Here is a 22,005-nt window from a genome sequence, read left to right as displayed (position 1 = left end):
CCAGTACCACCGCGAGTGCCGCCGTACGCGCCGGGTTCCCACGCCGGCCCCTGCTCCCGTCCCGGACTCCCCCCGCGCTCACAGCGTTTCCGCCGGAACGTCGGCGGCGATCAGCGTCCGCAGTTCGTCCACCGTCGCGTCGGGCAGGGCGGTGAGCCGCCTGGCCTGCCTCGTCACCATCGCCTCCATGACCTTGCGCGCGTACCGGGCGTTGCCGAAGTCCGCGCCGCGCCGCACGCCCTCGAAGTGCGTCAGCAGCGCGTCGGCGGTCTCCCCGCCGCAGGTGTAGCCGTCCCGCTCGCAGAGGTCCCGCACGATGCCGGCGAGCTGCTCCGCCGTGTACGTCTCGAAGTGGACGGTGCGGGAGAAGCGGGAGGCGAGACCGGGGTTGGACGCGAGGAAACGTTCCATCTCGGTGGTGTAGCCGGCCACCACCACCGCCACGTCGTCGCGGTGGTCCTCCATGAGCTTCACCAGGGTGTCCACCGCCTCCTGGCCGAAGTCGTTGCCGGACCCGCCGCGCGGGGTCAGCGCGTACGCCTCGTCTATGAAGAGCACCCCGCCCCGGGCCCGCCCGAACGCCTCCCGGGTGAGCTGGGCGGTGTGTCCGACGTACCGCCCGACCAGATCGGCCCGCGCCACCTCGACCAGCTGGCCGCGCGGCAACACATCAAGTGCGCCCAGGAGTTCGCCGTAGAGCCGGGCCACCGTCGTCTTGCCGGTACCCGGCGGGCCCGCGAAGACCAGGTGGTGGCCGACACTGGTGGCGGGCAGCCCGGCGGCACGGCGGCGGCGCGCCGCGTGCAACAGGCTCACCAGGTCGTCCACCTCGGACTTCACACCGTCGAGCCCGGTCAGCGCCCGCAACCGGGCGAGGATGTCCTCCAGCCCGGCGCCACCGGCCCGCTCCCCGCCGGCCGCCGTGAGCGCCGCCTCCTCGCTGACGTCGGACGGGACGAAGGAGGTGAGGTCGGCGTCGAGCACCTGCCCCGCGCCCGCGAGCCGGATCGCCTGCCGGTCGACCATCTCCTCGAACACCGCCCGCGCGGCACGGGCGTTGCCGAAGGTGTCGCCCCGGTGCATCCGCCCGAAGTGCGCGGCGAGCGCCTCCTCGACGCCCTCGGCCAGTACGTAGAGGTGCGCGTCGCTCAACCTCCGTACGATGGTCACCAGTTCGGGCACCTCGTAGTTCTCGAACTCCAGGGTGCGGCTGAAGCGCGAGGCGAGCCCGGGGTTGGATCCGAGGAAGCCCCGCATCCGGTCGGTGTACCCGGCGACGATCACCACCACGTCGTCGCGGTGGTCCTCCATCAGCTTCATCAGGGTGTCCACCGCCTCCCGCCCGAAGTCCGGGCCGCCACCCTCCTGCGCGGTGAGGGTGTACGCCTCGTCGATGAACAGCACACCACCCAGGGCCCGTTCGAAGACCTCGGTGGTCTTGATGGCGGTCCCGCCCACCACCTTCGCGACCAGGTCGGCCCGCGAGACCTCCACCAGGTGCCCCGACGGCAGCACGTCGAGCGCCGCCAGCACACTGCCGTAGAGCCGGGCCACCGTGGTCTTGCCGGTACCGGGAGGCCCCGCGAACACCAGGTGGCGGGAGGCCATCGGCACCGGCAGCCCGGCCGCCCGGCGGCGCACCGCGAGGCGGTTGAGGTCGACGAGGGTGGAGACCTGCTCCTTCACCGCATGGAGTCCCACCAGCTCCTCCAGCCGGGCGAGCGGCCCACGCGGCCCGCCGAGCGCGTCCGCCCCCTCACCGGCCTGCTCCGGTCCGCTCTCCCAGAAGTCCGGCTCACCGTTGTCGTGGCTGTCCAGCTCCTCCGCGCGTACGTCGCCCCGCGCGGCGGTCCGGCGCAGACCCGCACCCTTGTTGCCCGCCGTCACACAGCGCACCAGGCGCACCTCGTGCTCGCCCTCGACCCGGACCCCGTCGCCCGCACCGCCGGTCGCCTCGCAGCCGTCCAGCGTGGCCCGGCCCTTCCGGCCCACCCGCACGCCGTGGCCCCGGCCGTCCAGGAACCGCCCCCGGACCACGATCGCCGCCCCGTCCTCCACCGCCAGCCCGTCCGTCCCGGACCCGCCGACCTCGGTGTCCAGCACCGTCAGCGCGGCGCCGCCCTCCACCAGCATCCCGGCGCGCCCGGCGTCCGCGATCCGGCCCGCCTGCACGGTCACCCGGGCGCCCGCGCCGATCCGCAGCCCGTGCGACGCGGCGCCCACCAGCACCGCTTCCTCCACCTGGACCGTGCCGCCGCGTATCTCCAGCGCCTCGCGCTGCGCCCCGGCCACCGTCAGCCGCCGCACCACGAGGTCCCGGGCCCCGCCGCCGCTCTCCCCGCCGTTCTCCCCGCCGCTCTCCTCGACCCCGCCGCTCCCCTCCACGAGGACGCCGACGCCCGCCGCCCCGGTGACCTCCACCCGGTCGAGCCGGGGAACGGCGCCGCCGGTGACGACCACCCCGCCGCCGGACGGCGAGTCGATCCGCAGCCGGTTCACCGCCGGGGACGAACCGTCGTCCACGAGCAGCCCGGTGCTGCGGCCGTCGCTGACGGCGCAGTCGGTGAAGGTGCCCCGGGAACGCCCGGTCACCACGATCCCGCACCCCCCGGGACGTACCACCGTCAAGCCCTTGACCACCGGATCGGTGCCCCCGGCGAGCGTCACCGCGTGCCCCGACACGTCCACCGCCGCACACTCCTCCAGCACGACCTGTCCGGCGCTCGCCACGTGGAACCCGACCACCGACCGCTCCACCCGGCACCGCGCGAACCGGGTCGCCGCGTTCTGCTCCGCCGCCACCCCGGGCTTACCGGTACCGGACACCTCGACGTCCTCGACACTGCCCCGGGCCCGCCCGTTGGCCAGCACCCCGTTGCCGCGCGCGTCGCGCACCGTACAGCGGCGCACCACCGTCGCCGCACCCTCACCGATCACGACACCGGTCGTACCGAGCCCTTCGAAGTGGCAGTCCTCCACCACCGACGGCTGCGCCGACACGTCGACCACGCCCGCCCCGGCCGGATTGCCGACCCGGCAGCCGCGCATCGCCAGCGACCCCTCGCCCCGGGAGAGCAACGCCGTCCACGCCGCCCCGATGATCTCGCAGTCCTCCAGCGCCACTTGCCCCCGGAGTACGTCGACCGCCGGCAGTTCCTCGTCGGCACCGCACAGCCGTATTCCGGAGAACTTCACGGCCTCGGCCCGTACTTGTACGGCGCTGCCGCTGGGGGGCGCGATCTCGACCACACCCAGCGGATCGGCCGCGACGAAGGTGACCATCTTGCCCACCACGAGGTTCTCCTCGTACAGGCCCGGCCGCACGCTGATCACCGACCCGTTGCGGGCCGCCTCCAGCGCCTCACCGATCGACCGCAGCCCGCCGCCCGATCCCCCGTCGCGGTCCACGACCAGCAGGTGCCGCGTCATCGGCCCTCCACACGCCCGGCAGGCGGGCCTCGTTGATCATCAACAACCCGTGCGGAGGATATACCGGCCCCCTGGCGGGGAAGGGGGACCTGTCGGTGCCCTTACGGGCCTCCCCGCACACGGCAGGGAACGGACCCAGGGGGTGGCCGAAACCTTTCCGCGTGTCAAGGGTGTGGCGGAGCTCACCCCTTCATCTGTTTCCGGCTCACATGATGTCAGGCCCTAGCGTCCTGCCCCATGACCCAGTCAAAAACTCATGAGGCGACCCGGAGGCTCCTGTTCCTCGGGTTCGTGATCGGTGCCTTCGCGCTGGGCACCAGTGAGAACGTGGTCGCCGGAATCCTGCCCGACATCGCCGACGGGCTGCACGTGAGCGAGGGTTCGGCCGGGCTGCTGGTGACCGCGTACGCCGGCACGGTGACCGTGGCCGGGCCGATCGTGACCCTGTTCCTCGACCGGGTGGGGGCGAAGAAGCTGGTGACTGGGGCCATCGCGCTCTACCTCGCGGGATCGGTTCTGGCCGCCGTGGGCGGCTCGTTCCCCATGGTGGTCGCGGGGCGGGTCGTCACCGGCCTGGTGCACACCACGATCATGGTCGTCTTCATGACCGCGGCCATGCGCGTCGCCGAGCCCGGCAAGGAGGCATCGGCCGCGGCCAACATCACCCTCGGCCTCTCGGTCGCCACCGTCCTCGGTGTGCCGATCGGCGTCTTCCTCGGCCAACACCTCGCCTGGCAGGCATCGTTCTGGCTGGTCGCCGCACTGTCCGCGGTCAGCCTCCTGGTGATCCTGGCCGTCTTCCCGGCCGACCACCCCGAGGCCGGCAGCGACACCGGGGCCGGGGCCGCCGGCGGTTCCGCCGGTGACGGCGCGCGCCGGGCCGGACCGCGCGGACTCGGGCGTCCGGAACTGGTCATCGGCATCTGCGTCACCGCGCTCACCGGCATGGCCGCGCTCACCGTGGTGACCTACGTCGCCCCGTTCCTGACGAAGGGTTCCGGGATCGGCTCCGGCCAGATCGTATGGATCATGCTCGCGTACGGTGTCGGCTGCGTCGCCGGCAACACCCTCGGTGGGCGGCTGGCCAACGGCCGCGTGCTCCAGGCGATGGTCGGCACCGTCACCGCCACCCTCGCCGTACTCGCCGTACTCCTGCTGGTCTCCGGCAGCGCCGTACCGACCGTGATCCTCACCGTCCTGGTCGGCCTCGCCTACTTCGCCACCTTCCCGGCCCTCAACACCTGGGTCGCCTCCAACTCCCAAGGCATCTCGCCCAACCTCGGCCTGGCCCTCAACAGCTCCGCCTTCAACATCGGCATCGCGCTGGCGGGCTGGACCGGTTCGGCCTGGCTCGACTCCGACCGGCCGATCGAGAACCTGCCGCTCATCGCGCTTCCGCCCGCCGCCCTCGCGGCCTCCCTCGCCTGGGTCCTGGTGCGCCGTCGGCGTACCGGTGCGGACGGCAGCCGCACAGCCGCGCGCCAGGACCCGACGGGCGAAGCCCCCGCGGGCTCCCCCACCACCGCCTGACCACCCTCCCGGCCGTCCGGCCGGGTCCGCCGGGGCCGCCCCCACAGCCGGCCGCCCCCGCCCTCCCGCATCCCGCGACCCTTTCGATGGAGACTCCGTGGCTTCTTCCGTGATCACCTCCGCCGTCCCGTACAAACACGAACTCACGCGGCAACCGCAGGGCAGATGGTCCGTGGAGGCCGTCAAGCAGGTCTCGTACGAGGTCGTCGTGCGCGACAACCTGCTCGACCCGTCCGACTCCTTCCTCGCCGACACCCTGCGCCGGTGCGTCGCCCGCACCGGGACCGGGGCCGAGACCGGCGCGGCCGTCCCGGGTGCGTCCAGCGACCGGCGGCTGCTCGTCGTCGACAGCACCGTCAGCGATCTCTACGGCTCCGCGATCGCCCGCTACTTCGACACCCACGGCTTCGAGACCCACACCCTCGTCCTCGACGCCCACGAGCAGGTCAAGGACTGGCAGAGCGTCGACGCCGTCCTCGCCGCGATGGACGAGTTCGGCGTGGACCGCCGCCGCGAGCCCGTCATCGCCATCGGCGGCGGCGTGCTCTGCGACATCGTCGGCTTCGCGGCCAGCATCTACCGCCGCGGCACGCCCTACATACGCATACCCACCACGCTCGTCGGCCTGGTCGACGCGGGCGTCGGCGTGAAGACGGGGGTCAACCACCGCTCCGGCAAGAACCGCATCGGCACCTATGCGCAGCCGCTGACGAGCCTCCTCGACACCTGCTTCCTCCCCACCCTCCCGGAGCGGCACCTCAGCAACGGCCTCGCCGAGATCCTCAAGGTCGCGCTGGTCAAGTCCGAGTCGCTGTTCATCACACTGGAGCGCGCCGGCCGGTGCGGCATCCGGGACCTCTTCGACGACGCGTTCCACGCCGACATGGCCGAGTACATCACCCACGAGTCCATCCACCTGATGCTGGAGGAGCTGCAGCCGAACCTGTGGGAAGCCGCCCTCGAACGCTGCGTCGACTACGGCCACACGTTCAGCCCCACCGTCGAGATGCACTCCGTCGCCGAACTGCTGCACGGTGAGGCCGTCGCCGTCGACATGGCCCTGACCACGGCCATCTCCCTCGGCCGCGGCCTGATGACCAAGACCGAGGCCGAGCGGGTCCTCGCCGTCATGCGTGGTCTCGGGCTCACCCCGTGGAACGACGCCCTGGCCGACACCGACCTGCTCGTGCGGGCCCTGGAGGACACCGTCCGGCACCGTGACGGGCAGCAGCGGCTCCCGCTCACCCGGGGCATCGGCGATCACGTCTTCGTGAACGACGTGACGGCCGAGGAGATCGTCGCCGCGGTCCGCCACCTTGCCTCCCACGCCGACGCCGACACCGGCACGCTGGAGGCCGCCGCATGAGCACCGGGAAGAGCGACCGGAGGGAGAGCGGCGCCGGGGAGAGCGACGGCCCGGACACCGCCCGGGGCTTCGTCGCGCCCGGCTTCGAAGCCGTAAGGGAATGCTTCGAGACCAACCTGCGCGAGACCGAGGCCGGCGCCGCGTTCGCCGTCCACCACCGGGGCAGGCTCGTCGTCGACCTGTGGGGCGGCGTCGCCGACCCGGCGACGGGGCGCCCCTGGACGGCCGGCACCCGCGCCCAGATCTTCTCCGGTTCGAAGGGCATCATCGCCACCACGCTGCTGCGTCTGTGCGACAGCGGCGTGCTCCGGCTGAACGATCCGATCGCCCGCCACTGGCCGGAGTTCGCCGCCCACGGCAAGGACCGGATCACCGTGTCCGACGCCGTGACGTACTGCGCGGGCCTCCCCGCGATCACCGATCGGGTCGTCGGGCTCACCGACCTCTCGGACGCCCGGGCCATGGCACGGGCCCTCGCCGAGCAGAAGCCCGTGAGCGGGCCCCGGCTGATCTACGGGCCGTGGACGATGGGCTGGCTGGTGGAGGAACTCACCTTCCGCACCACCGGACTGTCCCTCCGCGAGTACTTCCGCCGCGAGATCGCCGAACCGAACGGCCTCGCGATCGACTGGTGCCTCAGCCCGGCCGACGAGGTCGCCACCGTCGTCCACGACGACGCGTTCGCTGCCCAGTACGACCGGTTCAACAACAGCGAGGACCCGCTGACCCGTGCGATCTGGGCCAACCCGGTCCCGTTCCCCAAGGGCAGGGTGGTGTGGAACGAGGAGGCGCTGCGCACTGCGTACATTCCGGCCGCGAACATCGTCGGTACCGCCCGCGACATATCCCGCCTGTACGCACTCGTCGTCGAGGACCTGCACCGCCCCGACGGCGAGCCGGGCCGCCTCGCCCGTGCGGCGACGGTCCGCGACGCGCTCGCCCTGTACGTACGGCAGGAGGACCCGACGCTCGGATTCCCCTTCGCCTACGGCTGCGGCGGGTTCCGCCTCAAGGGCACCCCGCGCACCGGCGTCGACGCCGACATGTTCGGCCATGACGGCGGCGGCGGCTCGGCGCACTTCGGATGGCCGGGTGCCGGGATCGCCCTCTCGTACACCCCCAACCACCTGCTGGACATCGGCAACAACGACCACCGGGCCGGAAACCTGATCCGCGCCCTGAAGTCCGCCCTGCGGGACCTGGACCAGAACCTGGAGCCGGACCTCCGGCAGGACCAGGGCGTGGTCCCGACGTCGCGCGGCGCGGGAGAGGCGGTACCCGCGTGAGAATCAGCGTCTCGGTCTTCCAGACCACCCTCACCGCCAAGGTGACCGATCTGGCGCGCCGCCTGGAGGACACCGGCTACGACGCCCTGTACTTCTGCGAGCACACCCACCAGTCCCTGGCGTTCGCCCGTCAGGCGCCCACCCTGGAACGCCGGTTCCGCGAGACCTTCGATCCCTTCGTGGCCTCACAGGCCGCGGCCGCCGTGACCGAACGCCTGCGGGTGGGCTCAGCCATCAGCCTGCTGGCCCAGCACGAACCGATCGCCATGGCCAAGCGGCTGGCCAGCCTGGACCGGCTGATCGACGGCCGTCTCGACGTCGGCGTCGGCTCCGGCTGGGTCGAGGACGAGATGCGCCGGCACGGCGTGGACCCGGCGCGCCGCAACGCGCGACTGACCGAACACGCCCTGGCTCTCCGGGCCCTGTGGTCGGGCGAGCCCACCACGATCCACTCGCCGCACGTCGACTTTGAGGAGGTGGTGGTCCTCCCGACGCCGCTGCAGCGGCCCGGTCCGCCGATCCTCGTCGCCGGCACCGGCCCGCGCGCCCCGCACCGGGTGCGCGTCTTCGGCGACGGCTGGATGCCCGACTTCGGCTCGGTCCGGCTGCCGGAGCTGCTGAAGGGCATCGACGCGGTCCGCGAGATCGGCCGGGAGCAGGGCCGGCACGTGCCGATCGTCGTGATGGGCGTACCGCACGATCCGGCCGTCATCACCGTCCTGGCCGAGGCCGGGGTCGACCAGGTGGCCACGCTGCTGCCGTCGGCGCCGCTGGACGAGATCGACGCCTTCCTGGCGCCGTACGAGGCCGCCCTGCGGGGCGCGCTCGGCGTACGGGTGGGGCGTTGAGGCGGTAACGGCGGCCGGCCCCCTCCATCCCCACTCTCTGCCCGCACCCGCGACCTCACGAGGAGCGGCACCGACGAAACACACACGGAGAACGCACGAATGGACAGACACGCCCACAGCCCCGCAGCCCCCGCCGGTCCGGCCGACGGGGCCGGAGCCTCGCAGCCCGGCCGGCCGGCGGACCGCTCACGGCGCCCCCGCCTGGGACGCCGCGGCTTCCTCACGGGGGTCGCCGGGGCAGGGGCGGGAGCGGTCGGCGCGGGCGCGGCAGCGGCACCCACCGCGGTCGCCGCGCCCTCCCCGGCTGCCTCCCCGATCGCCGCGCCCTCCCCGGCTGCCCCTGCCGCCGGAGCCCCCGCAGCCGGAGTCCCCGTCGTCCTCCCCGGCCGCGACCCCCAGTACGACTCCCTCCGCACCGGCTACAACCGGCGCTTCGACGTCCGGCCCGCCGAGATACTCGCTCCGCGCACCGCCACCGAGGTGGTCGCCGCCGTGCAGCGAGCCCTGGACGGCGAGCGGCGGTTCACCGTCTACGGCGGCGGTCACTGCTTCGAGGACTTCGTCCTCTCCCCCGACGTGCGCACGCTCATCACCATGGGATCGCTCGACCAGGTGCGGTACGACACCGCGCGCGGCGTGTACGAGGTCGGGGCCGGCGCCCGGCTGCTGAACGTCTACGACCGGCTCCACCGCGACCACGGCGTCACGGTCCCCGGCGGCGTCTGCTACTCCGTCGGCGTCGGCGGCCACGTCACCGGCGGCGGCCACGGCCTGCTCTCCCGCAAGCACGGACTGACCGTGGACCACCTCGCGGGCGTCGAGGTGGTGACGGTGGACGCCCGCGGCAGGGCCGCGCTCACCTACGCCCGGCGCGGCGACACCGGTGCCCTCGGTGACCTGTTCTGGGCGCACACGGGCGGTGGCGGCGGTAACTTCGGCGTCGTCACCCGGTTCGACTTCCACAACCCCGATGAGCCGCGCGGTCTGCCCTCGCCGCCCGCCGAGGTCCAGCTGGTGTTCTGCGACTGGCCGTGGGACGGCGTCGGACCGGAACGGTTCGGCGCGTTCCTCGACGTGTTCGCCGACTGGTGCGCACGGCACCACGCCTCCTCGGCACCGGCCGACGCCGTCTTCCCGTGGCTGACCGTCCGGCACCGGGACAACGGTGGTGTGGGCATGGTCATGCAGGTCGCCGACCCGGCGGGCGAGCCAGTCGGCGATGACCTGGTGAAACGCCTCGCCGCGGCGCTGGGGTACTCCGACGACGAGCGGTACGTCACGCGGAGCCGCATGCCGTGGATGAACTCCATACGGCTCATAGGCACGTCGAGTGACGAGAACAGCGACCCCAACCGGCGGGGCAAGCAGGGCTCGGCCAACTTCCGCGGCCGGCTGACCAGAACCCAGGTCGCGGAGATCCACCGGGCGTTGCACGAGCCGATCGAGGGCTCCCTGTCGGCCGGCGTGGACATCGCGGCCCTCGGCGGCGCGATATCCCGGGTCCGGCCGACCGACACCGCCGTCTTCCAGCGCGACGCCACGATGAAGTTCCTCGTCCAGACCTTCTGGGCGGACGAGCGGCACGACACCGCGAACATCGACTGGCTGCGCCGCGCCTACCAGGGGATCTTCCAGGAGACCGGCGGTGCGCCCGGCTACGACGAGGTGACCGCCGGCAGCTACGTCAACTACCCGAACAGCGACCTGTCCGACCCCGCGTGGAACACCTCGGGGCTGTCCTCCGGCGACCTCTACTACGGCGGCAACCACGCCCGGCTGAGAGCGGTCAAGCGCCGATGGGACCCCACGAACGTCTTCCGGCACGCGCAGTCGGTGCGGCCGTGACGGCGGCCGAGGCCGGGGTCACGGGCGCATCCGCAGCACCCGGCGCGTTCACGGAACTCCTCTGCGAGGGACTTCTGTTCGACATGGACGGAACCCTGATCGACTCCTCGGCCTCCATCGAACGAGCCTGGTCCGCCTTCGCCCGGGAAGAGGGGCTGCCGGTGGACGCCGTGCTCGCGGCGCTGCCGGGCAGGACCGCCGTCGACATCCTGGCCGGCTTCCTGCCCGGCCCCCGCGCGGTCGCGGAGGGCGCCGAACGCGTCCGCCGTACGCAGCGCGACCACGTCCGGGACGTACGCCCGCTGCCGGGCGCCCGCGATCTGCTGACCGGCCTTCCCGCCGGCCGGTGGGCCGTGGTGACGGCCGCGTACGAGGAGGTCGCGCGGGCCCGGCTGGCCGCCGCCGGCCTGCCCGTGCCGCCGGTGCTGATCGCCGCCGACTCCGTGCGCCGGGGGAAGCCCGATCCCGAGGGGTACGAGCGCGGGGCGCGGGCGCTCGGCGTTCCGCCCCGGACCTGTGTGGTCTTCGAGGACGCCGACGTGGGCATCCGGGCCGGCCTGGCCGCCGGCGCCCGCTGCGTCGGCGTGGGCGGGGCGGTGACGGACCCGGACGTGGCGGCACGGGTCACGGACCTGCGCGGCATCGACGTGACCACGACCGGCGCGGGCCTGCTGCTGCGGGTACCCGGACACGGAGAGGCGCGTACGGCGAACGGTGGCCCACGATGAGGTCCCCGCACGCGAACGCGCCCGCGTACGCGCCCTCGGTCGATGCGCCCCCTGCGTCCGACCCGGCCGGTGCGGCCGGTGCGGCCGGTGCCGCATCCGTGACCGGTTTCGACATCGGCGGCACCTGGCTCCGTTTCCGGTCCGGGGGACGGACCGTCCGGCGCCCGGCGCCGAGCCTGCTCAACCACCCGGGGCTCTCCGTGGACGCGTTGACGGACCGTCTGCTCGACGAGCTCACCCGTCCGGAGGTGGGCCCCGGCCGCGTCGTGGTGTCCCTGGGCGCGGCCATGGACGACCTGACCTCGCGGGTCCACGGTTCGGGACCGCTCTGGGGCGCGGCCCGGCCCCGCGGCGGCCTCGTCGCCGAGCTGGCGCGGCGGCGCCCGGACATCCGCTGGCACGTGTACAACGACGTCACCTGCGCGGTGACGGATCTCGCCGCCGGGCGGGGCGCGTCCCTGACCGGCGCCTCGCGGGTGGCCTACGTGACCGTGAGCAGCGGCATCGCGCTGAAGACCGCGGATCTCGCCACGCGCACCATCACCGTCGGCGCGGACGGGTTCCAGGGCGAGATCGGTCATCTGCCCGCGTCCGTCCCTGCCGGTCTCGATCCCGCCGTCCTGGCGCGGCTGCTCGACCTGCCCTGCGAGTGCGGCGGCCGGGGTCATGTGGCCGCGCTCGCCGCGGGCCCGGCGCTGCCCCGGGTGGCCCGGGCTCTGGACCTCGGCCCGTTCGACGGCACGCGGCTCGCGGGCCGGGTGGCCGACGGGGACCGGGGGGCGATTCTCCTCCTCGACGTTGTCACCCACCCCCTGGCGCAGGCGATCCGCTGGCTGACGGCCATCGATCCGGCGATCGCCCTGGTCGGCATCGGGGGCGGAGTCGCCGAGGGACTGGGCGCCGTCTACCAGCGGGCCCTCGAACACCACCTGGACCGGGAGTCCGACTACACCTCGGGCGCAGGCCGCCGGGCCTCGCCGACCGTCCTCGCACCCGGCGAAATCGACCCGATCCGCGGCGCCGCGCTGCTGGCCGACGGTTTCCTGACGGTCGTGAAGCCATGACCGCGAGCACGGGCCCACACCTGAACACGAGCACGAGCACGAGCACGAACACGAGCACATCGGCACACGAGCTTCCGAAGAGAGGGAACATGGCCACGCACCGCGCCATCGTCCGCGAGGCCGGCGTCAGCAGGATCGTGCGCCGGGAGACGCCCGTACCAGGCCCGGGCGAAGTCCTGCTGGCCCCCGAGGCGGTCAGCCTGTGCGGCACGGACATCCAGATGCTGCGTGGCCTGCGGGACGACCCGTCCCCGGTCCTGGGCCACGAGGGCGCGTGCCGGGTGGTCGCGGTCGGCACCGGCGTCGACCAGGTCCGCCCCGGCGACCGGGTGACGGTGAACCCCACCCACCCCGGCGATCCGTCCTTCCTGCTCGGACACAACGTCGACGGGCTCTTCCAGGAACGCGTCCTCATCGTGGCCTCGGCCGTGTCGGCGGGCCTGCTTGTGCCGATCGGGGACGAGCCGGGCCCCGCCGAGGCCACCCTGGTGGAGCCGCTCGCCGTCGTGGACTACGCGTGGGAGTGCCTGGCACCGCGCGCGGGCGAGCACGTGGTGGTGATCGGCGCGGGACTGGTCGGGAACCTGGCGGCGGCCCGCGCCCGCGACCTCCTCGGCGGTACGGACCCGGAGGACGGCCTCGCCGTCACCCTGGTGCACACGAACCCGGCGGGACGCGCGTGGGCGGAGTCGGCGTGGAAGGACCAGGGCATCCACCACACGTACCTCGCGGACCTGGCCGCGGACGCGGCCACCGGCACGGCCACGGATCGCACGGTGCTCGTCCTCGTCGCCACCCACCGGGACCGCACCGTCGACGCCTTGGAGCTGGCGCACCGTCGCTTCGGTGCGGCGGTGCGCGCGTTCCATGTGATCGGCGGCGTCGCCCCCGACGCCCGGAGCGTCTTCCACCCCGGTGTGGACCTGGCCGGGGTGCGAGCCGCCAACACCGGCGGGCCGCAGCCCCCGCACCGGGTCGTCTGGAGCGACGGGCGGGGCACGACGACCGCGTTCACCGGAAACCGGGGAGTCACCGGTGCGGCCCTGGCCGCGGCGGCCGCTGAACTGGGCCGGCAGCCGGAGCGTTACGGGCGGCTGCTCACCCACCGGCTCGGCCCGGAGGCCGGGGTCGACGTGATGAACCGCCTGGTGGCGGGCGGTCGGGTGGTCGGCGGCGAGGTCGTCGTCCGCCTGGTGATCGAGTTCGCGGAAGAAGGAACGGCCACCGAAGGTACGGCAGAAGGAGCAGAGGCATGACAGGCACGGCGGTCGTGACGGGGGCCAGTTCCGGCATCGGGGCGGCCACCGCCCAGGCGTTGGGCGAGGTCGGGTTCGACGTGGTGGTCGGTTACGGAGGCAATCGGGAGGCCGCCGAGACGCTCGCGCGCGCGATCGCGGAGGACGCGAAGGTCCGCACGTGGGCGGTGGGATTCCCGCTGGCGGATCCGGCCGCCTCGGTGGCGGCCCTGCGCGCCGCCGTCGGGACCGCCGGCGGCATCGACGTCCTGGTGAACAACGCCGGGATCAACCGGCGGGCCTCCGCCCTGGAGGAGGACCTGGTCTCCTGGTCCCACGTGCTCACCGTGGACCTGCACAGCCCCTTCGCGCTGGCCCAGGAGGCGGCGCGGACGATGGTGGCGCAGGGCCGGGGCGGGCGGATCGTCAACGTGACGAGCGTGCACGAGCACATCCCGATCGCGGGCGGCAGCGCGTACTGCGCGGCCAAGAGCGCCCTGGGCATGGTCACGAAGACGATGGCCCTGGAACTCGGCGAGCACGGCATCGCGGTGGTGTCGGTGGCGCCCGGCGAGACCGCCACGCCCATGAACGGGCACGACCCGGCCGTCGACCCGGCCGGGGTCGCCCGGCCGGTGCTGCCGGCCGGGCGGCCCGGTGACCCCCGGGAGGTCGCCGACCTGATCCGCTGGCTCGTCTCCGGCCGGAGCGGATACGTCACGGGGCAGTCGTTCGTCGTCGACGGCGGGCTGTCCCTCATCGCGGCGGACGCCAATGTCCGCTCGGTGCTCGGCGAGGACGCCGTGGGCTACCGGGGCCGGGAGGCGGCCGGGGCGGGCACCTGAGCGGCGCCCTCCCGCAGGCCGGCTTCCGCGAGCGGACGGTCGGTCAGAACCGCGATGTAGCTGCGGGTGAGGACGAGGGACTCGATCTCCTTGCTGATGCGAACGAACTCACGCGTCAGCAAGGAATCGAGTTCCCCGCACACCCGCGCCACGTTCACCTTCTCGTGGACGCATTCGAGCAGGAAGCGGATGTCCTTGGTGCTCATCCCTCCGTCGAGGAGAAACCTGACGAGCCGCACCCGCGCCACGTCCGCGCGGCTGTAGACGCGGTGCTCGGAGGCGGTGCGTCCCGGTGTGAGCAGGCCCCGGCTCTCGTAGTACCGGAGCAGGCGCTCGCTGACGCCGGTGGCCTCGGCCATCTCCCCGATGCGCAGGGTCTCGGCGGACTCCTCGACCGGCCCCGGACCCCAGTCCCCCGTGTACGGCGCGGAGGTCGCCGACACGCTCACGAGCCCCCGCATTCGAGCGCCCCCGGTTCGAGGAGCCCGCTGGGGGTGGCGGCGAACCGGCTCATGACGCGCCGGCTTCGTCGGCGTGCCGCCGGGGACACCGGAGACACCCCGCCGTGGAACGCGCACGATGGAACAACGACTTCGACATGAGGTGTCTCTCCTTCGTGATGGCTCCGGTCGCGAAGCCTGTAGGCACCAACCATTTCGACGATATCCCGGCCCGACGGCGGTGGTGACACAATTTCGCCCCTCCGTTACAGACCGTTAACACGGCTCCCGGTGGCGGGCTCGAACCCGGGGAGGGGCGACGGAGTCGCGCGTCCCGGCCCGTATGTCCCCGGCCCCTCACACCCTCGTCCGTGCGGCCCGCTCCCGGCGTCGCGGGAGCGTCCGCAGACGACAAAGGCCCGGCTCGGATGCGCTCCGAGCCGGGCCTGTCGATGAGCCCCCTGTCGGATTCGAACCGACGACCTACGCATTACAAGGGCCTGCAAGATCATCCCGGGTGGTGCTGGGCGGTGCCCGTGACTCCCGTTTCCCTAGTTAGGAGACCTGAACCGCTCGCTACGCATACCACCCGATCCATCCGGTGCCGCCCCGTCCGCTCACGCAGCGCTCACGCACTCCGGGCACGTGATCGCTCGACCAACACGCCTTCCGTAACCAGAACTGCAACCGCCGAACAGGTCTGCGGTGGGCAATCGGCACCCGCGCCGCGTGCTTGCAGCACAGAGAACATGTCCATGACTCCGTTGTGTCACAAGGGGATGGTTTCCCTGCCTGGCCGGTCCCGTGCTGACGAAGATGCGCCTATGAACGCGCAAACCCCCTTGTCGGATGTACTAGAGGTTCCTCCACAGCGCGTCTCTGCCGTCCGGCAAGAGCAAGCTACGGCCGAGGGCCTCAGAGATGGAGCCCCTACTCAGCCCGCCAGACCAAGGCGGCAGTTGCCGTTGCTCAAGGATCGCGCGACTGCGTTGGTCTGGGGTAGGCGACGGGCCGCAGCTCGCCGTGAGGCCGAGAAGGCGATCGCTGACCTTAGCAAGGCAGCGAACCGCCTTGGAATCTCCAGGCCCATGCCGAGGTCAGTACACCTGGCCGTGCGTCGGGCGCATGCAGGTCGCCGCATCCCATTTCGGATCGTTCAGATGATCCTTGTGCTGTATGCCACTGTTTGGGCATGGCCGGTGCTGCGGGCACTGGGCAAGGCTGGCGCCGTGGTTTGGCAGAAGGGGCCGGAACCCACTACATGGTCGAGCTTGGCTGGAGCAGTCCAAAGCTGGACTCATGGGTCCCCCGACTACGTCGCCGGCCCCGCCATGCTTTGGCTCATTGCATCGGTGCCCATGGGCCTGGCCGTGGTGGTGATGACGTATTTCGGCCCCCTCGTGGCGGGCTTCCTTGCATTTCGCGGCCGTTACCCCGGGCCGCTGGCTGACATGGCAACTGGTGCCCTTGCGTACCGCTACAACCTCACTCTCGTCGCTGCGGAAGCGGTCGTGGCATGTGGTGAGGCGTACGGGGCGGGAAACGGAGGCCGCGGAGCCCAACGTATGCGCAGCGTGGGCGCGGCCGTGCGTGACGTCGAGGCCGCTGTATGGGCGGCACGACGGACCCGAGGGGTTACTCCAGGCCGTCGCTGGCACCGCCGCAAGGCGTTGCACCGGCATTCAGGACAGGTCGTAGCGCGTCTTCGCGTGGCAGAGGAACGTCTCGACGTAGATCCTGCTGCAGCATTGCGCGAACTCGGCGGCCTTCTGGTCACTGTGGCTGAGCGTTACAGCGATGGGCGCGTCGGCGCACTGCTCGACGAGGCCGAGCTGACCGACGTTACTCCGGCCCGCGATCGTGAAGTGCTGCGACTCGCAGCTGTCGCGGGCCTTACTGCTGTAGGCGCTGCCCTTTTGTCCATGAGCGGTTTGCCGGAGGGAGCGATGGGGCCGGCCATCGCGGCTGTGGGCCTGTGCGCTACGGCGCTGGTCTACCGGCGACGCGCCCTGAAGATGCTCGAGACCCTCCCGGTTCCATTCGGTAACGGCGGGCAGCAATGACCGTCATCCGGGAGCGAGGCGGGCTACTACACCGCGGGCGACTCACACGTCGCCCCCGTGTGCGAAGCGCGTTCTGCCGACGCCAAAGGGCTGACTGCAATCACGCCTCGTTGCATAGGTCAGGGGGAGCATCTGTCTCGCAGAACGACTCCGCGAAAGTCATCGCTCGCCGAGTCCTCGCTGCCTCCGGGCAAACTCCTGACCCGAGGGGAAACGACTGGCAAGATGGCTACTTGGGTGCGCTGCGCGGCAGCGGGGGAGCAAGGAGCAGTGGGTGGGAATGACGATCAACGGCCGGTTTCTGTTGCTCCCTCAGGAGGCGCGGCTAGGAGGTCTATCCGAGGTTCGCAAGGCCGTGGACATCAAGAGTGCTGGCGGTGAGCACGTCGCTGTAAAGCTACTCAAACAGCGCGAGGACGACGCGATCACTCGGATCTTCCTGGAGCGGGAGACCTCCGCGCTCAAGGCACTGAACCATCCTCACATCGTGCGGATGCTCGATTCCGGTTGGGATCAAGGGCTGGAGCGGTACTTCATCGCCCTGGAGTGGATTGACCGCAGCCTCAAGGACGAGATGGCAGACGGCCGCCCCCTTGACTGGTCTGCCTATTTCACGCGTACAGCCAGACCGCTGGTTTCCGCGCTCGCGTATGCCCACGAGAAGGAGATCGAGCACCGTGATCTGAAGCCGGGAAACGTCCTGCTGACCAGTGACGGCACCGTGAAGCTCGCCGACTTCGGGATCGCCAAGATTCTGTCCAAGGCCGCGGCCGTGACCGACGAGACGGTAGCGGACTTCCGGTCCGCCCTATACTCGCCGCCCGAGCAGAGTGAGGCAGTCCCGTACGTCCGTGACGTGTACGCCTATGCGGTCCTGGCCATTCAGGTCCTCTCTCGAAGCCAGGCACGTGACTACCACGATTTGGCGACAGTCCTCGACGGTCTGGAACTCGACACCGAGGTCCGCAATGTCCTTAGAACTTGCATCGACTTCGACCCTAAAAAGCGTCCAGCCAACGCTATCGTCCTGGAGCACCGGCTCCTGGAGGCCGAGCGGGTCTGCGAAAACCGTGATGCCCGCCAACGCAACTCCCTCTGGTTGAAGATGACCCGTCGCGCGGCCGAAAGCCTCAGCGCCGCCCCGGCCAGCGAAGAGATCGACTGGGACGCTGTGAAGAACACCGTGCTGGCGGACATCTCCGGCACCGTGCACGTCGACTACGGCTACAACGCGCAGAGCGACGAGGTCGACACCGGCACGGTGCGAGTGTTCGGCCAGAGCCTGTTCCTACGCCTGGTCAACGACGAGGGTCAACGTGACCGGTGCGTAATCGTCTCAGCGGAGGAACGAGCAGAGGAATGGATGGCCAAGCGCCGTGCGTCCGCCCTCAAACTCGGCCCCATCCTCACCTGGACGTTCAACGACCCTGGCGAGGACCCGGCGTACGACGGCCTCAACCTGCTGCTGGACAGCCTCAACGCGGAACTAGATGCGCGCGAGACCCTGGCCAAGGAGGGTAAGCGCCAGCAGCTCGGCGACCTATTCGACGGCTGGCGCCGCGTCCTGGAAGCCCGCGAGGAGGTGGCTGCTAACGGACGGCAGCCGATTCAGTACGAGCGGTTGGAAGGCGGCGGCCGCACCCGGGTCTTCCATCTGGCCGCGCCCGATACCACCGCGGAAATCGGCGAAGAGTGGTCGGTCGCAGAGTACCCCCACAGCCGACCTATCGACCGTGGTGAAATCACCAACCGTACCGACGACACCGTCGTCCTGCGGATGACGCGTCCCCAGGCCGTCCTGCCTGCCCGGGGTGTGCTGCTGCCCTTTCTCGGACCCAGCCAAAACGCGATCAACCGGCAGCGCGACGCGCTCACAGCGGTCGCCGCTGAACAGACTGCCAATCCCGACCTGCGGCAGATCATCGCAAACCCCACGTCCGTTGAGGTTGGTCCGCCCACCGAAGTCACCACCTGGGTCCGCGCCGATCTCGACTCAAGCAAACGAGATGTCGTCGCCCACGCCCTAGGCACTCAGGACCTGCTGCTCGTCGAGGGGCCACCCGGCACCGGCAAGACCACCGTGATCGCCGAGATTGTCGAGCAGACCCTCAGTCGGCACCCCGCCGCACGCATCCTCATCGTCAGCCAGACCCACATCGCCATCGACAACGCCCTCAAGCGTCTTGAAGACGCAGGCATCACCGAACTCGTCCGCCTCGGCCGCGTTGACGATCCACGCGTCGCAGAAAGCGCCCAGCCGCTGCTGCTCGACCGGCAAGTCAAGAAGTGGACCCAGGGCGTCCGCACACGCGCAGAACGGCATCTGGAGAATGTGGCCGCCAACAGCGGCCAGCAGCCCAGCCACCTTAAGGCGGCCCTGGTGCTGGAAGAACTCGCTGCCGTGGCCGCCAACCTCGCCCACGTGACAACTCGCCTCGACGAGCTGGCGAACCAGCCTGTGCCTGAGCGCACCACCTCAGCCAGGGAGCTCGGCGAGGAAGTCGTCACCACCCGGGCCCGCCGGGAGCAGCTCCTCGAACAGCGGGCTGAGCTGTTCGCCGACGTGCAGACAATGCTCGACGGCGAGCTCACCCTACGCGAGGAAATGAGTGCCGCCGACGCCCGCGACGTCGTCGAGGTACTTCTCGGCCCGGCCGGGCCCGGACGGGAACTGATGCACCTGCTGAGCCTGCAGGGCGAATGGCTGCAGCGTATCGGCACCGACCAGAACCTGATCGCCGGCTTCCTGCGCACCCGGCGTGTCATCGGCGGGACCGCGCTCGGATTTCTCGGTCACCCGGCGGCCCGGGACCTCGAATTCGACCTGTGTATCTTCGACGAGGCGTCCAAAGCGACTGCCACCGAGGCGCTGGTGCCGATGGCCAGGGCCAAGCGGTGGGTGCTGGTCGGCGACACCAACCAGCTGCCTCCCATCGATGAGGATCTGCTGCGCGACGAGAAGATCATGGCCGATCACCAGCTTATCCCTGAATTGGTGAAGACCACCCTATTCCAGTACTTCGCTAACTCCACCAAGGCTCCCGTCAAGCATCTACTGCGCGAGCAATACCGGATGATTCCGGCGATCGGCAACATGATCAGCAGCTGCTTCTACGACAACAAGCTGATCTCGCCGAACGATCATGCCCTTCCCGGCTACAGCACGGTCAACAAGCCCGTTCTCTGGCTGGACACCAGCGCCCTACCGAACCGCCGCGAGGACGAGCAGTCCGCCGCGCAGACCAGTATCTCCAACCGTCTTGAGGGCCAGCTCGCCATGCGACGCCTGGAAGTGATCGACCGGGCCATCGACAAGGGTGTAATCAAGACTCCCAACGGCAAGCGCCTCGATGTCCTGCTGATCGCCCCCTACGGTCGCCAGGTCGAAGAACTCACCAAGCGCCTAGCCTCCTTGAGGCTCAAGCACATCGCTCCAGAAGTACTCTCCGTCGACGCGGTACAGGGCCGAGAGTGCGATCTCGTCGTGTTCTCCGTGACCCGCAGTAACCTCAGCGGCCGCTTCGGATTCCTTGGTCAGCCGTACTGGCGCCGCATTAACGTCGCACTCTCCCGTGCCCGCTACGGCCTGATTATCGTCGGCGATGCCGGCTTCTGCCGCAGCAAGCCAGGCGCCCTGCGCGACGTCCTCGACTACATGAGCGGCCACCCGGAAGACTGCGAGATCCGCAATGCCTACCTCTAGCCCTGCCTTCGGCGACGACAGCCTCTTGGCCCTCCGCTTCCACAACACTCGTCCCGGACTCGAACTGATCCAGATCGCGGATGCCGCACTGCCCGTCGCCCGGATCACCGCCGAGGTCCTCGCCCAGGACAGCAAGGACCTCCCGCTCATGGAGGAATTTGTACTGCGGCTGGTCGAGCACAACGTGAGCAGTGCGCGTGGCATCGCCGGCCTGCTTGGCCTGCCTGAAAATATGGTCGAGCGGACCATCGCCGTGCTGTTCGGTTCAGATGACCTTAAATGGGCCCGCCCCACCGCAGCAGACGCAGACCGGGCCCCCGGTCTGCGTCTCACCGACAAGGGTCACCTCACCGCTCAGAAGGCCGCTGCGGTAGCGCCCGTGCGGGTCAACCAGCCCCTCGTCTATGACCAGATGCTGTGGAAGGTAGCCCCCTACGACCGCCGCACCACCATCCCGCGCGGGCAGGCCGAGGAACACGACATGATCATGCTGCCCGTGGCGCAGTCCGGGCCCGTCAACGACGGAGCCATCACCGCCGCGGAAATCACCGCTCTGCTCCGCGAGAACGGCAACAACAAGCGCGAAGTCCTCCAGGTCAAAAGTATCTCCCAGGCCCCAGCTCGCCGTGTTCTGCCAGTCAAACTCCTGGTGTACGCCGACCCAGACCGTACCGACGTCGAAGTCGGCATCGTCGTTGATGGCGAACTCAGTCAGGCGCACGAACTCGCCCTCATCGGTCACGGCGGCGCCAAGGCGCTCGGCATCACCGTGGCGCCACCCCCAGAACGCCCTCTCCTGGACCCGGACCTTGAAAAGGCCCGCGTGCCGCTACAGGAGGTCACCCAGCACCGTGCAGAACAGGCCGCGTTCCAGCTCGGCGCCCAGGCGCCGACGCCCGGCCCTCCGGCAGTTCAGCGGCGGCATCAGGCAAACGAGATCCGAGCCATCGGCGTCTTCGAGCACCCGGACGTCCTTTACGATGCACTCACCAACGCTCGCCGCCGAATCCTAATCATCTCACCATGGATTAAGAACGCGATCATCACCACCGACTTCCTTAGCAACCTTGAACGACGGGTCAACCAAGGCGTCAAAGTAGACATCGCCTACGGCTACGAAGAGAACGACACCAAGACCGACTCGGCCTCCGTCCGTAAACTCACCAACCTCGCCGACCGCTACCGCGACAAATTCAGCTTCACGCGCCTGAAGAGTACTCACGCAAAGGTTCTCGTCTACGACGACGTTTGGGTGACCACGTCCTTCAACTGGCTCTCCTTCAAAGGTGACCCCGAACGCACGTACCGAATGGAAGAAGGAAGCCTCGTCCGTAACCGCCAGATCGCCGATACCCAGTACACCCGGTATCTTGAGTTGATCTCCGACCATCGCAGATAACTGAGCTGTGTCTAATCCCGTGTTGAAACGCGGGGTGACGCCTTCACTTAGACCGTGAGTCGGCTTGTGCCGCAGCGAAGTTCCCGAGGAAGGCGCCAGCCCTTGAGGTGGGCCATAGCGCCTCCCTCGCGACAGCCCGTCTTAGGGCATGCAGGGAATTAAACTGCTGTCAAACACCTGGTCTGAGCTGTCGTTCCAGGACTGACAACATGAGACTCACTCTC

The 22,005-nt window shown here is 70.5% G+C and carries 14 protein-coding genes; 12 read left to right on the top strand and 2 right to left on the bottom strand.

Features of this window, described 5'->3' with window-relative positions; all coding sequences use genetic code 11:
- Positions 1 to 78 precede the first annotated feature (78 nt).
- Entirely contained in the window at positions 79 to 3,429 is a 3,351-nt protein-coding gene (locus ACWCSV_RS00205) for an AAA family ATPase (protein WP_451137627.1), read from the bottom strand.
- A 237-nt stretch (positions 3,430 to 3,666) separates the two neighbouring features.
- On the opposite strand from ACWCSV_RS00205, the gene ACWCSV_RS00200 reads away from it, so the two are divergent.
- The 9 genes from ACWCSV_RS00200 to ACWCSV_RS00160 all read left to right on the top strand — a co-directional run bounded on the left by ACWCSV_RS00200 (position 3,667) and on the right by ACWCSV_RS00160 (position 14,176).
- Complete coding sequence (locus ACWCSV_RS00200; RefSeq protein ID WP_451137626.1) at positions 3,667 to 4,959, top strand: MFS transporter; 1,293 nt, start codon at positions 3,667 to 3,669, stop codon at positions 4,957 to 4,959.
- A 97-nt stretch (positions 4,960 to 5,056) separates the two neighbouring features.
- Positions 5,057 to 6,325: a sedoheptulose 7-phosphate cyclase gene (locus ACWCSV_RS00195; protein WP_451137625.1), complete on the top strand. Its 1,269-nt coding sequence runs from the start codon at positions 5,057 to 5,059 to the stop codon at positions 6,323 to 6,325.
- Positions 6,322 to 7,611 (top strand): serine hydrolase domain-containing protein, encoded by a 1,290-nt coding sequence (locus ACWCSV_RS00190; RefSeq protein ID WP_451137624.1) that lies wholly within the window; start codon positions 6,322 to 6,324, stop codon positions 7,609 to 7,611. Before ACWCSV_RS00195 ends, ACWCSV_RS00190 begins: the two co-directional genes overlap by 4 nt.
- Positions 7,608 to 8,459: a TIGR03619 family F420-dependent LLM class oxidoreductase gene (locus tag ACWCSV_RS00185; protein WP_451137623.1), complete on the top strand. Its 852-nt coding sequence runs from the start codon at positions 7,608 to 7,610 to the stop codon at positions 8,457 to 8,459. The genes ACWCSV_RS00190 and ACWCSV_RS00185 overlap by 4 nt, the downstream gene beginning before the upstream one ends.
- A gap of 99 nt (positions 8,460 to 8,558) precedes the next feature.
- Complete coding sequence (locus ACWCSV_RS00180) at positions 8,559 to 10,304, top strand: FAD-binding oxidoreductase (RefSeq protein ID WP_451137622.1); 1,746 nt, start codon at positions 8,559 to 8,561, stop codon at positions 10,302 to 10,304.
- Positions 10,301 to 11,032: an HAD-IA family hydrolase gene (locus ACWCSV_RS00175; protein ID WP_451137621.1), complete on the top strand. Its 732-nt coding sequence runs from the start codon at positions 10,301 to 10,303 to the stop codon at positions 11,030 to 11,032. The genes ACWCSV_RS00180 and ACWCSV_RS00175 overlap by 4 nt, the downstream gene beginning before the upstream one ends.
- A complete protein-coding gene (locus tag ACWCSV_RS00170; RefSeq protein ID WP_451137620.1) occupies positions 11,029 to 12,096 on the top strand; it encodes an ROK family protein in 1,068 nt (355 codons plus the stop codon). Before ACWCSV_RS00175 ends, ACWCSV_RS00170 begins: the two co-directional genes overlap by 4 nt.
- Positions 12,097 to 12,185: 89 nt before the next feature.
- On the top strand, positions 12,186 to 13,352 hold the full coding sequence (locus ACWCSV_RS00165) for an alcohol dehydrogenase catalytic domain-containing protein (RefSeq protein WP_451137619.1): 1,167 nt from the start codon (positions 12,186 to 12,188) through the stop codon (positions 13,350 to 13,352).
- Positions 13,349 to 14,176, top strand: coding sequence for an SDR family oxidoreductase (locus ACWCSV_RS00160; RefSeq protein WP_451137618.1), 828 nt, complete (start codon positions 13,349 to 13,351; stop codon positions 14,174 to 14,176). The genes ACWCSV_RS00165 and ACWCSV_RS00160 overlap by 4 nt, the downstream gene beginning before the upstream one ends.
- Here the strand turns inward: ACWCSV_RS00160 and ACWCSV_RS00155 are convergent.
- Positions 14,140 to 14,625, bottom strand: coding sequence for a MerR family transcriptional regulator (locus tag ACWCSV_RS00155; protein ID WP_451137617.1), 486 nt, complete (start codon positions 14,623 to 14,625; stop codon positions 14,140 to 14,142). The two genes, ACWCSV_RS00160 and ACWCSV_RS00155, sit on opposite strands and share 37 nt — an antisense overlap.
- 1,151 nt (positions 14,626 to 15,776) lie before the next feature.
- Between ACWCSV_RS00155 and ACWCSV_RS00150 the strand changes: the two genes are divergently transcribed.
- From ACWCSV_RS00150 to ACWCSV_RS00140, 3 genes are all read left to right on the top strand, one after another.
- Complete coding sequence (locus ACWCSV_RS00150; protein ID WP_451137616.1) at positions 15,777 to 16,679, top strand: hypothetical protein; 903 nt, start codon at positions 15,777 to 15,779, stop codon at positions 16,677 to 16,679.
- A gap of 280 nt (positions 16,680 to 16,959) precedes the next feature.
- Positions 16,960 to 20,382 (top strand): AAA domain-containing protein, encoded by a 3,423-nt coding sequence (locus ACWCSV_RS00145; protein ID WP_451137950.1) that lies wholly within the window; start codon positions 16,960 to 16,962, stop codon positions 20,380 to 20,382.
- Between the two features lie 25 nt (positions 20,383 to 20,407).
- Entirely contained in the window at positions 20,408 to 21,781 is a 1,374-nt protein-coding gene (locus ACWCSV_RS00140) for a phospholipase D-like domain-containing protein (RefSeq protein WP_451137615.1), read from the top strand.
- Positions 21,782 to 22,005 lie beyond the last annotated feature (224 nt).

The organism is Streptomyces sp. NPDC001770 (genome assembly GCF_053596135.1).
The sequence above is the reverse complement of the archived record's forward strand: the minus strand, read 5'-3'. Positions and strand labels throughout refer to the sequence as shown.